We start from the raw sequence: 13321 nt of genomic DNA, 5'->3' as shown, positions 1-13321 counted from the left end.
AATATTTTGGCTAAGCTATAATTTTACCAATAACATGTATTGCGGCTTTCCGTAATGAAGAATAAATAATTAATGCTGATAACATCTACCATTTGCGTTTTTAGTTCTGCGCTTACAACGTTTACCAACCTTAGTTTTACCAGTGCATTGTGTTGCTGTGGTTTTTTTAGGAGATGTTTTATTTATAGATTTTGGTATTATTGCATTATGATCTGTATTCGAGTTACCCTTAATATTCTCAGCCGTTGGTTTACAAACCTTACAAGCTAAATAACCTAATGCTTTCGCTTTTTTTATTGTAATTCCTTTCTTAGAATACTTAAGATATCTACAATTGCTCTTATGGTATTTTTCACCTGTTTTAGTAGTGTAAACGGTTTGCGCAATAACATTGGAAGAAAAAGCTGTAGCTAGAATAAAAAATATGAGCCTAAACTGTTTCAATTTTTTGATTTTTTCTTTTTGTTACTTCTCCATTCCCATGGTGCAATAGCATTTGGATCTTGCCACAAACCAATTTTGTCTTGGCTCGCTTTATCCTCTAACAACTGAAGTGTTTTATCCTCAGAGTACTTTACAAAATGCCAAGCATAACCTGCTTTTAGTAATTCTTTGCTTAGGTTTTTATTATCGTCGTAGAATACATTGGCAATAAACCTTCCATAACGGTCTTTTTTCAAGACTTCAATTCTAATGATTTTACCGAAAACAGCCTCAGATGTAAATTGTTTTGCTTTTTTTGAAAACGGTTGTTTCCGCTCTGGACAATCTATATTTGCCAACCGCACTCGGATTAGAGTAGAATCTTTTTTTAATAATTTGAACGTGTCACCATCTGTAATGGCTGTTACTTTGCCTTTAATAGTTTCTTTTTCTGAAACACTAATAACTATGTGGATAGATAACAAAACAAAAAAAGCAAAGATTATCAGTGAAAACTTATACATAATACAATAATAAAAAAGTATTGATAAAAACTACACTGATTCATCTTTATGTGATAAAACAAAGTTCTAATTTTTATTTACATCAGTATTTTCATCCCATACAGTAATAGGCTTCATACAGTGAATCCATATCATCGCTATTATTGGAGATATAAATCCAAAAAATCCCCATCCACCTGTACTTCGATTTAGCTCTTTCGCTTTATTTACACATACCATTACACCAACAATTCTTAAAATTAGTACTACGATAACAAAACCTCCTTGTTCCATGACTTATTTGATTTTAATTTCTAATTCAATTATTGCTCTCTCTTTTAAATTAGCAAGCTCTTTATAATTTCTTTTGTTATTTGATATTTCTTGGAATATAGCTAAGGCGTTATCATGCTTATCGGAATTTATAAACCGATCTGGATGGCATAGTTTGCTTAATTCTTTATAAATGTCCTTTGATTCATTTATACTTTGCATTAAACTATTCATGTCAATTTTAGATGATTTTGCAGCTTTGAATTTATCATCTGTTAGATCAGCAAAATCTAATTTTTTGTTCTTATGATATACTTTATAAATAAGTACTGTAATTATTACTAATTCTAGTAATCCTATCCAAAACCAATATGACAAAGCGCTATCGGTATTAGTCGAGACATTAGTCATCTTTTCTATTAAAGGCTTAGATATACTGTCCTTTTGAATTTGAATGAAGTTGCAAATCATAAATTTTAATTTAAAAATCCACCTATTTTAGCATGTTCTTTTAATGCCCATTTAATACCATTATAACCTTTGTTTGAATGTACTTCTAATGTATCCCAACCTAGTGTTATTAATTTTCTAGTAAGTTCTTCATTGTCTAAAACGACTCGACCTATTTCAATAAGTTCCGATTTTTCAAGAGGTCTACCAGAGAGTGCTTTTATTCTAAAGCCTCCACCCATCCATTTAGAAAAAGCATGTTTATAAGTACTTTCACCTCTTGTTATTTTTACTTCTAATAAAGCGGGTGCAGCACCTTGGATAAAAGAATATTTGGCAGCTCGATTAAAATCTTTTATTAATCGATAACGCTCAGCCATTTCTCCGAACCATTCTGTTACTTCTATAATTTTATACCACATTTAATATTCAAATTTTGAATTGAAATAAAAACTAACGATAGAGTTTAAAATCAAATATAAATTGTATTACTATGCATTTCTTACGGAAACCCGTAACAAAAAAGTGAGCTAAATCACTCACCTCTTAAGTTAACATGATACTTAATATCAGTCCTTATCCTCATCAAAAAAGAACTCATGAATTTTTATAAGGTCTCCCCTTCCCATTTGAACTAAATCTTTTGAGTCTTTTAAAAAGATACCTAAAGACTTTTCATTGTATAACAACTTCATATCATCAGAATAATCCGTTACGACATACATATCGCCTTCAAGTTTAAAAAACGGTATAACGAGTTTACTTTTTATCTTTACACCCTTGTTAACCACTTTACCTTCGCTCAGAGTTCTCTTTAGTGCACTCTCATCCTTTTCATCAGAGGCTACCTTTACATAAGCCACCATCATATTCATCCATTCGTTATCATCTATTAAATACCAAGTGACTTTTTCGAAATTGATACCGTATTCATTAATCCATCCTTTACTAGTAAAACCTAATAATACTTGCTTCTTTCCAATTAAATCTGGTTTATTCCCAGGTTCAAATTGTTGTATTTTAAATGAAATTACAGAAACAGAGGACATGTCTTTTAACTTCTTACCATCAAAATCTAATGTTTTTAGTGAGAAACTAGTCATTTCTGGTTGGTTGGTTAATACCCATTGAGTTGCTGTTAGCTCGGCTCGTTCTTTCATTTGTTCTACAGCGGCAATACCAGCACCAATAGCTAATAAACCACCTGCTATACCAAGGGCTACATCCCCATCTTTTTGTGCATTAACTTTTAAAGGAACTAGAATTAAAGTGGTTAACAGTAAGAGTATTATTTTTTTCATTTGAAAAACATTTAGTTAAGTGCTAATTTGAATTCAAACTTAATTATACAATAGTGTATTCTTTTACGGCATTCCGTAACCAAAAAAAAAGAGACTATTTTTTATAATAATCTCTTTTTAGAAAAATAGATTTTTATATGTTTCTATCCCCTAGATATCCCCAAAAATAAAAATCAATTAAAACTAGTTACTTTAAATTTAGTTGCCTTACTGTTTTCAGTAATCTCTAAGAAATTGATTAAATAAGACCCAAATCTTTAGATATAGAAACTAAATGAATAGCGTTATTAGCCTTAAATTGAATTCGTAGTTTATTCAATTTTTTTTCAATGGTACTTAAACTATTTGGCGAAATACCATTTGATCTTAAATTATTACTTATTTCATCTTGTGCCAATCCTCGAGACAGTAATTCTAAAAGTTTTATGTCAAAATCATCAATCTCTAAATGCGTCTTCGGACTTAAGGCTTTTGCTACCTGCGGAGAGAGGTATCTGTTGTTTTTTGAAACTACCCGGATTGCCTCTGTTAATTCAATTGAACCTTTACGGTCTTTACATACATAACCTTGTATATTGAAATTATTAATTAGATATCTTACTTTTTGCAATTGATCTTTCATTGAATAGACTATGATTTTTAATTCTGGAAATTCAAGTCTAATCTTTGCAATAAGGTCTTCGCCAGATTCTAGCTTAATATTTCTGTGATCTTTTTTAAAAGATAAATCTGTTATAAGTAGATCGTACATTTCATCATCTAGAGCAGCTTTCTTTAGTTTTAGATACGCTTCATCGCAATATTGAGATTTATCAATCGAAGTCACTTTCAACTCCTTTAAAATCTCGACTATATTGCCTAGGATGGCATCATGATCGTCATTAATTAAAACCTTATTAAACATAAATCAAATACTTATTTTCGCTTTAAAACCTTTATTAGGTTCAGAATCAAAACTAATTGTTCCATTTATAGAATTAATACGGTTTTCCGTATTTATTAGACCTGTACTCTTTTCTAAAACACAACCAATGCCGTTATCACTATAAGTTACTGTCAGATTTTTTTTATTTTGATGAAATGCTAAAACGACCAAAGAAGCATCGCTATGTTTTTTCATATTTATCAATAATTCTTGCAATACTTTATATACGGTAACCCGATTAAGGTCGTCAATTTCTTTCCAAATTATGGTGTTTATACCTTTAACAATGATATTCGTTTTTTCGGAATTAAAGCTTTCTAGTAACGAACCCAAATTTTCTTCAAACGTCTTATCTTTAGTATCAATTAAACTGTGTTCTTTTGAAATATCTCTAGTTCGATAATACAGATTGTTTAATTCATTTTTTAAGGTTTCACTAATCTGTTTTTTTCTTTCGAGCTTAGTCATGATTTGAAAAAGGTCATTTGCTACGTCGTCATGAATATGTTTTGAAATTCTGGATTCCGTTGCATAAATCTGTTTTAATCTATCCTTTTTGTGCTTAGATCGTTGCAAGAAATAAATAAAAATTGCTAAAAGAATAAGAATTACTACTACTAATTTTAAAAGCAACTTGTTATACTTATCATTTGCTGATTGAAGCTCTAACTCTTTCAATTCATTATTTTTATTGACATAGTCAAATTTCATTAAAGCAAGCTTGTTGGTCTGACTTTTATTAAATGTTTCAAGACTATCAGCAATCATTTTATAGGACTTTGCGTATTGTAAATCTCCTAGTTCTAACAAAAATCCCATAGCCTCTTTTTTATAAGCCAGACTATTTATTGTTGTCGCAATTTTGAGCGCCTCAGACGCATATTTAATAGACTCCTTAGTATCATCATGATCTTTATAATACTCAGCTAAATTTAAGTTGCTTTTGAAAACACTCTTGTAGTCTTCTAAATTTTCTCTAATTTTTAAGGCTTCTAACAAATTTTCTAAGGCATTTTTTTTATTCAATTTAGATAATACAAAACCTAAATTATCTAGTACTAATGCCCTAGTCAGTGAATCCGTGTTTTTATTAAAATGAATTATTGCTTTATCTAAGAATTCCTTCGAACGTGAGAATTGTGAAAAATCTTTATATACGTTAGATAAATTATTAAATAAAGTAATAGTATCCTTGTTGGTCTGAGCGTATTTGAATGCATTATTATATAAATCAACTGCTAGTGTTTCACTACCGTTTTTACGGTAAAGCATGCCAAGCAAATTATAAAAACTCTTTCTTAATTTATTCGAATAATCATCCTTTACTTTATTGCCAATCAGTTTTAACCCGCGAGTTGCAGATTCTTCGCTTGCTGCATAAAAACCTTCTTTATAATCTATACTAGATAAATTGTATATACAGTAAATTGCTCTAAGACTATCCTGAACATTAAATGCTTTTTCAACCGAATTACTTATATACTCATACGAATTTGCTAAATCATCCGCAGTTTTTGGATTATTAACCAAATTAACATAATAAGACAAGCTATCACTTGCAAAATTTGCATGGCTAGAATAAGAAACAATAAAAAAGAGGAATGAAATAATTATGTTTTTCATTCCTCTAAAATAGTACTTAATTTAATTAACCCCCACTTCCTGGATGCGGCGGAGGTGGTGGCGGTGGTAATTCACCATCATCTCCGCAACAAGCCACTGGCGCGGTCTCGTCAGCAAGACTCTCAGGATTACACGAATAAAACGATAAATTAAGGAAAACCGTAATCAATATAATTGGTAATTTCTTCATTTTGTATTATTTTAAAATTGAACAATAGTGTTGCTGTCCGAAAAATTTCAGATGCTGGTTGCTGCGCAACACATTCTAAGTTTGAAGAGCGATATCTTCGTTGGGAAGTATTGTGAACCGATTTAAATCATAAACACCTTTTCCCAAATGGAATTCGAGATTTAAATCGTTTCTCAATTATTGAATTGTATTTGCAACCCTTATTACACCTAAGGTGGTTTACAATTCGAATACAAATGAAGGAATACTAACTATGAACTATAGGAATTTAGTTGGAAACATTTAGGAAATTAATTTCCTTGAATTTTCCAATAATAAAAAACATTATAAAGCACTGACAATTAGAAGTATGCATAAAGCATTGATTATTAAAGCATTTGATAAAGCGAGAGAAAACTTGGAAAATAAAGGTGTAAGTTCACCTTCTAAAACTGAAATATCAGAAGAGTTATCAGAATTTATTCATAAGAAACAAGATTTTAATCTTGGAGGAAGAAGTTATAGAGACTACCATAGATTAGCTATAGAATTAGATGAAACCAATGAAGATATATCTATAAAACAATTAAAAGTTGTAGACGGATTAGCCAAGTATCTAAACTATAATAGTTACACTGAATTTATTAATAATAAAAAACCACGAAATCAATTAGATAAAAAAGTGTCTTTTTTTAGTAAAGAAAGACTAATCATTTTTATATTATTATTTATTGTGGGCATCTTTGTTTATCAATATTTTAATCGCCAACGTTGGATGATTTGGAATGATGATCATTATGTAGAAATAAGTCTAGACCTAAATAAATATAATTTAGACGAGATTAAAGCTTATAAGGAAGATCTTATCAATGATTTTAAAAAGGTGAAAGTTGATTGCAATTACGTCTTCTTTAAAGAAAATGGAACAGTTAATATCTGGTATGGCAAGAACAAAAATAAAGAATTAGAATATTTCACCTCCTTTGGACTACACCCGCAAACTGGAAAAACACTTAACGAGATAACTCAATATATGATAAATACACATATCTGTATAAAGTAAAAAAGGTGCGTCACTTTTCATTTAATGCTAAAAAAATTGACATTAGTACCCAAAAGACTAAATTTTTAAAATTGATTCAATGTCTTTTATTATAAAAACTAGTCCTGATTAAAATTTATTACTTAATTAAAATAGAAATTATAATCAAATGGTTTTTCTTTACCTACTTTTAATAAATTAATCTCACCTTCTATTTTCGAAATAAACAAATCAGTACCACACTCTCTTTCATGAATCGTATTGCGCTCAACAGCCAGAGAAAAATGGATTAAATTATCATTAAAAAAGTCGTCTAAATAAGAAGCACTCTTAATGAACACGTTATATGATTCACCTCTTGAATGAAAGTCTTGAACTTTTTTGTTAAATTCTAAAGCTAAACTAAGGTGATAAGCTTCATTAACATTCATTGATGTCTTGGTATTCAAAACTTGATCCTCTAAAGTTCTAGTATAACTCCCTTTTTTATTTAATTGATCAAATTGCATACTCCAATAAGACATTGATAAATGTGCTTTCGCTAATTGATTGTGGTTTGTTGTTACGTAATTAATGTCAAAAAGATAATGTGATTTTAAAACTTCAGTATTGGCGCCTAAACTATCTAAAATTAAAAAAGTTTTAAACTCATCTTTTGTAAGAGACTCAGAATTAAGATATTCTTCAAAATCTTTTGAACCTGTTTTAATATGATGGTCACTAAGCTTATCAAAATATCGATCAAACATAATTCTATTAATCTTCAATTTCAATCTTAACTCTAATATTCTATTATGCTTTCTCCTTATTAAAGAAAGACTATTAATATTTTTGGTTATCATCTGATAAAATTCTAAAATATCATGATCCTTATCTTTTTCTATTTTATTTAATTTTATTCGCCAGTACAAAAGGATAATTTCATTTATTTCAATCGTAACATTAGATTTTGATAAACTTGATTTAACGTTATATTCTAAGAAATTATGGGTATTAAAAAACTCTGATATCTTTTTACCTTCAATAAAATGACTTTGTCCATAAGTTGCGTAAACACATTTAATAGCAACTTCTAAAATGTCTTTTATAGTTTTATCTTTTACTATTTTACAGTTCTTAACTAAAAGGTCTTTACATTTACCTCTAATTGTAGCCTCCCTAAGAATATGTAATATTTTGAGTAGTTGAGATTTAGCTAACCTGTAACTTCCTATGTTGTAATAAATCTCAAATGCCTCATAGTATAAGCATAAAATGTCTTTTAACTTTAATCCAATATTTTTAAAAATATAAGAAAATTGGTTTGGTAAATTTTCATTTGTATAACTATCAATTACAAAGCTAGATAGCGCTTCAGCTAGATCTATAGTACCGTTAGCAATAGAACTAAGATACTCCTGTGTATAGCGCTCTTTAAAACTGTAATTATTTTTTTCTGTTATTATATCAAGCTTCATTCTTATTCCCTTAAGGTTCTCGCCCAATACTTTAAAGAACTCATAATAGTTATCATGAGTATTAAGTTCTAAAGCAGAATAATAGGCTAATAAATCAACTTCATTTGATTTTAATTGTTCTAAATCTTTTTCGCAAACCTCGTGTGCTGGTATTAATAAAACTGCTAATGATTTAATATAAAATACAGTTGCATCAATTGGTGATAACAGTAAATTTTTTAAGCTTTTAACCTGTTTTTGACTAACGCCCTTATCCAAAAGATTAATTTCATGAAGATCATGAGTTAACTTTTCTATTAAACATTTAAGATTACGTTGTAACTCTTCTTTTTTTGAACTCTTCAAAAGCTTTAAACCAAATCTAACTTGTGTTTCCAATTCTTTTATTTTCAATTCATTATTTTCATCACTCAAAGGCGTTAATTGATTTAACTTAAAAATGATACTTTGCCTTACCTTTTTTATTTTCTTATTCCGTGGTTTTTTATTTTTGATTAGAAGAGTAGTTAATTCGGATGTAATATATTGTTCTAAATTTGCAATCGTTTTTACATTATCCTCTTTTTTAAAAGAAACAAGACGCTCTAAATGTGTAAGTATTTGTTTTTTCAAACATTTATTTAAAGTGCCATTTTTAAAATATAGTAAATCTCCTATTTTATTATAAAACTCAGACACAACGACTCTTTTCTCATTAGTTTTAAGAGGCCTTTTTATAAAATTAAACTCTTCAATAGAACGAGTAATATCAATATCCTTTAGTTTATCTGAACCTGATTTTTCAATCATATGAAGTTTTGCAATTAGTGGTTGATAAAGCAATCTCATATTTTCTAGAGTTGACTGTAAGAAATAGTTCTTTAACGGCTTATAATTGGTATCGATTGAATCTAAATCTTGTATTAAACCCTCAGAGTTAAGACCATAATAGACTTCCATATCGGATAATGGGTAAATACGTTTCCACTTATCAGAATGCCTTTGATGATCAACCTCATCAATTTCTGCAACAACCTCTGGTTTTAATCTTCCTAACACAACAAGCTCTTTTTGCATAAAATTTGAAGTTGTAAAACATAGCTCTTTAGATTTTTTCTTCTTTTGACTAAATCTCTCTGCCACTTTATCGATATGTTCCTTTAGGTTATGCAAACGCTCTGCTGACGAAATTTTCTCTAATGAGGTTCCGCTCTTACTTTTATAAATTAAAAGTAGCTGACTTGGAGTGACGATAAAACGAGCTAAACCAAATTTACGTATTGGCATATTTCTTTTTCTGAGTATTAAATCCGTTAGCTCAGAATATGTCATTAAAGCATTGTCATACATCTTATTCTTTTCATAAGCCAAGCCTAACTTTAATTTGTTTCTTACAAATAAAATGAAGTCGTATAGCTTCATTTCTCTTATACTAATTTGTCTAAGATTTTGTATTGATTCCAAATAATGAGAAATTGCCTCATGGTATTCCTCGTCATAAAAATGCAAATCACCAATCATAACATGCAATAAGCCTTTATTATTTATGTGTTGTTCATCGTTTATACTTAGACTCAAATGATTGTTATTCTTATTATTAGTAAGTTGTTCTAGTCTCTTATTGAAATAACGTTTTAACTCAATTGACTCATCCAAAGTGAAATTTAAAGCTGCACCTTCTAATTCATCAATTTTTGATAAAAATTTTATTTCTGAAGAAATTTTACTGTGAAATTTATAGTCATAGATGCCACTTACTATTGGTCTTAAATGACTTTGAGATAAAGACTGTACCAATTTATCCAAAAACTCTCTAAATTGTGGTTCTTTATTAATGTCAATAATTTCGGGAGTTAAAGATAAACTCCTATAGGATATTCCAAATTTATGAAACTTGTAGAGATGATCTAGCATATAACTAATTGAAACTAAAAGCTTATCACTATATTCATGAAGAAAATTACCAATTCCTAAAAAAATCGGTGTAGTCATTGATGAGATTAATGAAAATTTATATTGGTCATAATAACCTATATTTAGATATAAATTACTATCATTTCTACCTACAATAACACTATTATCATCAATCAAATCATCTAACAAAACTGGTTTCACATACTGTTCAATTAAATTAGATAGTTTTCTGGGAGCTCCGTTACTTCGATAACTCAAATACACAATAAAATCCTTTAAAGTGGTAATAATTTTTTGTCTTTTTTTATCGTGTTGAGGTATATTCTTCTCAGTATAATAAGCTGATAAATATTGATTATAAAGGTTCAAACTTGGTTTATCTTTTACTTTTGATAAAAAAGATTCTGGTATTAAAAACTGACATAAATATTGTTCTGTAATACTTGTAATATCACTTTTATTTCCGTCAGCTTCTTCCGTATAAAAACTATGAACATAAATCTTATTATCACTAAAAATACTGTCTAAACTTGATTCTCGATCAGAAATACCCGCTAATGCTGCATCATACATTTCACGACCTGCAATAAATATGAATTTTGCTTTAGATGAATTTAAAAAATGCTTCATACTAGATAAAATAAGGGCAATTCTCTCTTTCCGTCTAGCTTGATATCTAACCTCATTATGATCAGTTTCAAATTCGTCTTCTTTTGATGAGAGTACCACAGTATTATGTGGATTAATTTTATCTAACTCATCAAAAACAAAAACAAATTTCACCTTTATAAATAATGCTGATATTTTATCAACCTCATCTAATAAGTGAATAAGTTTTTGAGTAATATCTTTAGACTCAAGAGGTAAATAATCTGTTTTCTTCTTAAAATTAAATAAAGAAGATTGCATTGCAACCGCATTTGCATTTTCCTCATAAGTTATTGATGCTTCAATTTGTTTTTTAATATTTTTTAATTGTAATAGTGTATGGAAGTGAGTACTAATTAGAATAAACCTTTTAGGTATTAATCTTAAACTTATTAAAAATAAAATCATAAAAAAATAAACAAATAAAATAGGTACACTTGGGTAAATTGTATTTACGAGTTTTGAAGATATATCTGAATTGTTATCGAAATGATCATGAAATAATACTCTTTTCAGATTTATCCAAAACTTTAATGTCAGGTAATCTAATTCATTACAAACCTGAATAATTCCATAATGGACATTAGCCCATATTGAACGGTTTCCGTTTTTATCTTCATGACTTTTCCAATAAACGGCTTCATTAAATAATTTAATATTATCCATATTAAAGTTGACTGTAGAATCAGGGATATTTTTATTTAACGTTTTATTTTTTTTATTAATTATATCCCTATAATACGCAGTTAACTCGCTATCTATTTTAGACACATACTCATCAAGAGTCGCTTGCCTTGTTTTTTTTGTATCTGGATCAGTAAAATAAAACAACTGCCCAACCTCAGAAGCAGTAATTCCTTGTCTTGAAACAAGTAGAGATTGGCTCGGGAAGTAATATGAAGTACTAATCGTCTTATTACTAAAGGTAGAGAATTCGGACCCTAGAAAGCCTATATAAAAGATTGTAACTACCAAGTATAGCAAAGTTAAGAGTCCCGAAATATTTAAAAAACGTTTTAAATTTTTATAATTTGTAAACCAATCAGAATAAACTTTATACAACTCATTAGTTATATATTTTAAAACATCTTTTTCTGTAAGTTTATCTTTCCCGAGATTTACATTAACTGTAATATAATGTTGAAAATTAAAGAATCCTGTTATTCTACTGAGTACACTTCTATATACCTTTTGATTTCGATTATTTCTTCTAGATAAGATCTGATATTTAGCCCAAACTATCAAAGCCATAATTACTAAAACTCCACAAAATATAATTAAGAAGTCACTATCAGATGGATTAACAAATAAGTCCCATTTTGATATAACAGCCAACATAAACAGCCCATGGCTAAAAAGAAACACAATTGAAATAGCGCCTAAGATTTGACCTCTTAATAAAGGACTGTCAGATCCTTGATCTTTTTGAACTTCAACAAATGCTATATACAAATCAATAAGAGGATAAGTTAATGATAACCCTAAGGTAATTGTCCAAAATGATAAATGAGATATTTGAATACCACCTACTTCATTTCCCGGATAATTTAATGCATTCCACATTATGTAGGTGCAGCAAGTGTAAAAAGATAGTGTAGCACAATAAATAAATACATCTCTAAGATTAGAATAAAATAAGAGCTTACTTTTGTTGAATTTTGGGTTTAAAAGTGATTCAACTCCTGATTTAAAAAATTGAAAATATCTTTCCTTCTTATCTTTAGTAGCAACTTTATCTCTTCTAAAGTTCTCCTTACCTAATAAAACAAAAGTTATACATATAATTACTAAGAGTAATAAAAAAACAATAATATCGCCAGAAGTATCAAATTTTATCTTGTCAATGAATCTAACAATTTTTGAAGACATAAAAACAAATGGCATCAGTGCTAACCATAGAAGAACAAAACGAAGACTCTTAGGCTTTGAATTCAGTGTCCCCAATGCTTTATTTACTACGGAAGTCTTTCCCATACCTCTAAATCCTGTAATTAAATAAGAACCTGTATTACTAGAAGTTTCATGAATAAAACTTAAAATTTTATTGATAATATCATCTCTTCCAACAAAACGACTATTCCTCTTATCATTTTCTTTCATTGAGGTATGAAAGAACTTATAGTTAGGAAGCTCTAATAAAATTGGTTTAATCTTAAAAAGATTAGAAGATAAATAATTTTTAAAATTTTTACTTAATGGGTCATTTTGACTTTGCTCCGGCATAAAATCAACTTTTTTTGATAATGTAAAATGATAAGTTTATTACCAAAATTTGATAATAAATTTTTAAAGAGCCAACAGGAGATAATCTGAATTTCAACCTTTAAGGAGAGGTACATTTGAAATTCGTTATAAGTTAATTTTTTTTAACATATTGAATTTATTATTTAGGTGAAAAGCAAATATCAACTTCGAAATGTAATTATGAAGGCTCTTAAAGAAATTTTATTGCTTATTTTTATAATCTATTAATACAAACAAAAAGTGAACACGAAACTGAACACGATTTGGAACACGATTTAAGTTTTTGTAATTTTTAATATTCTGATTATCAGTTAAATAAAAATATTTGGGTTAAATTCATAACCCGGAGGTCACGAGTTCAATTCTCGTT

At 28.6% G+C, this 13321-nt stretch carries 10 protein-coding genes; 1 reads left to right on the top strand and 9 read right to left on the bottom strand.

Annotated features, from left to right (window positions below; genetic code table 11):
- Window positions 1-69: 69 nt before the first annotated feature.
- The 8 genes from ACFWU4_RS09800 to ACFWU4_RS09765 all read right to left on the bottom strand — a co-directional run bounded on the left by ACFWU4_RS09800 (window position 70) and on the right by ACFWU4_RS09765 (window position 5498).
- The gene (locus tag ACFWU4_RS09800) at window positions 70-444 is read right to left on the bottom strand and encodes a hypothetical protein (RefSeq protein WP_411127334.1); all 375 of its coding nucleotides are present in this window, start codon (window positions 442-444) and stop codon (window positions 70-72) included.
- Window positions 441-947, bottom strand: a complete 507-nt coding sequence (locus ACFWU4_RS09795; RefSeq protein ID WP_411127332.1) for a thermonuclease family protein — start codon at window positions 945-947, stop codon at window positions 441-443. Before ACFWU4_RS09795 ends, ACFWU4_RS09800 begins: the two co-directional genes overlap by 4 nt.
- Before the next feature lie 66 nt (window positions 948-1013).
- Window positions 1014-1220: a hypothetical protein gene (locus tag ACFWU4_RS09790; RefSeq protein ID WP_411127330.1), complete on the bottom strand. Its 207-nt coding sequence runs from the start codon at window positions 1218-1220 to the stop codon at window positions 1014-1016.
- A gap of 3 nt (window positions 1221-1223) precedes the next feature.
- Window positions 1224-1670, bottom strand: coding sequence for a hypothetical protein (locus ACFWU4_RS09785; protein WP_411127329.1), 447 nt, complete (start codon window positions 1668-1670; stop codon window positions 1224-1226).
- Window positions 1671-1675: 5 nt separating this feature from the next.
- Window positions 1676-2071, bottom strand: coding sequence for a hypothetical protein (locus ACFWU4_RS09780; RefSeq protein ID WP_411127327.1), 396 nt, complete (start codon window positions 2069-2071; stop codon window positions 1676-1678).
- 147 nt (window positions 2072-2218) lie between these two features.
- Entirely contained in the window at window positions 2219-2950 is a 732-nt protein-coding gene (locus tag ACFWU4_RS09775; protein WP_411127325.1) for a hypothetical protein, read from the bottom strand.
- 238 nt (window positions 2951-3188) lie between these two features.
- Entirely contained in the window at window positions 3189-3854 is a 666-nt protein-coding gene (locus ACFWU4_RS09770) for a response regulator (RefSeq protein ID WP_411127324.1), read from the bottom strand.
- Between the two features lie 3 nt (window positions 3855-3857).
- The gene (locus ACFWU4_RS09765) at window positions 3858-5498 is read right to left on the bottom strand and encodes a hypothetical protein (RefSeq protein WP_411127322.1); all 1641 of its coding nucleotides are present in this window, start codon (window positions 5496-5498) and stop codon (window positions 3858-3860) included.
- Window positions 5499-6037: 539 nt separating this feature from the next.
- Between ACFWU4_RS09765 and ACFWU4_RS09760 the strand changes: the two genes are divergently transcribed.
- Window positions 6038-6730, top strand: coding sequence for a hypothetical protein (locus ACFWU4_RS09760; protein WP_411127321.1), 693 nt, complete (start codon window positions 6038-6040; stop codon window positions 6728-6730).
- 122 nt (window positions 6731-6852) lie between these two features.
- On the opposite strand, the gene ACFWU4_RS09755 is transcribed toward ACFWU4_RS09760, so the two are convergent.
- Window positions 6853-12930: an ATP-binding protein gene (locus tag ACFWU4_RS09755; RefSeq protein WP_411127319.1), complete on the bottom strand. Its 6078-nt coding sequence runs from the start codon at window positions 12928-12930 to the stop codon at window positions 6853-6855.
- Window positions 12931-13321: the final 391 nt, after the last annotated feature.

Source organism: Winogradskyella sp. PE311 (assembly GCF_046545555.1).
Taxonomy (GTDB): domain Bacteria; phylum Bacteroidota; class Bacteroidia; order Flavobacteriales; family Flavobacteriaceae; genus Winogradskyella.
This window is presented reverse-complemented; position numbering and strand designations above follow the sequence as displayed.

Bases quoted from the DNA above. Each gene is read 5' to 3' on its own strand.
- ACFWU4_RS09770 (WP_411127324.1), bottom strand. From the start codon at position 3,854: ATGTTTAATAAGGTTTTAATTAATGACGATCATGATGCCATCCTAGGC.
- ACFWU4_RS09785 (WP_411127329.1), bottom strand. From the start codon at position 1,670: ATGATTTGCAACTTCATTCAAATTCAAAAGGACAGTATATCTAAGCCT.
- ACFWU4_RS09790 (WP_411127330.1), bottom strand. From the start codon at position 1,220: ATGGAACAAGGAGGTTTTGTTATCGTAGTACTAATTTTAAGAATTGTT.
- ACFWU4_RS09760 (WP_411127321.1), top strand. From the start codon at position 6,038: ATGCATAAAGCATTGATTATTAAAGCATTTGATAAAGCGAGAGAAAAC.
- ACFWU4_RS09755 (WP_411127319.1), bottom strand. From the start codon at position 12,930: ATGCCGGAGCAAAGTCAAAATGACCCATTAAGTAAAAATTTTAAAAAT.
- ACFWU4_RS09775 (WP_411127325.1), bottom strand. From the start codon at position 2,950: ATGAAAAAAATAATACTCTTACTGTTAACCACTTTAATTCTAGTTCCT.
- ACFWU4_RS09780 (WP_411127327.1), bottom strand. From the start codon at position 2,071: ATGTGGTATAAAATTATAGAAGTAACAGAATGGTTCGGAGAAATGGCT.
- ACFWU4_RS09765 (WP_411127322.1), bottom strand. From the start codon at position 5,498: ATGAAAAACATAATTATTTCATTCCTCTTTTTTATTGTTTCTTATTCT.
- ACFWU4_RS09795 (WP_411127332.1), bottom strand. From the start codon at position 947: ATGTATAAGTTTTCACTGATAATCTTTGCTTTTTTTGTTTTGTTATCT.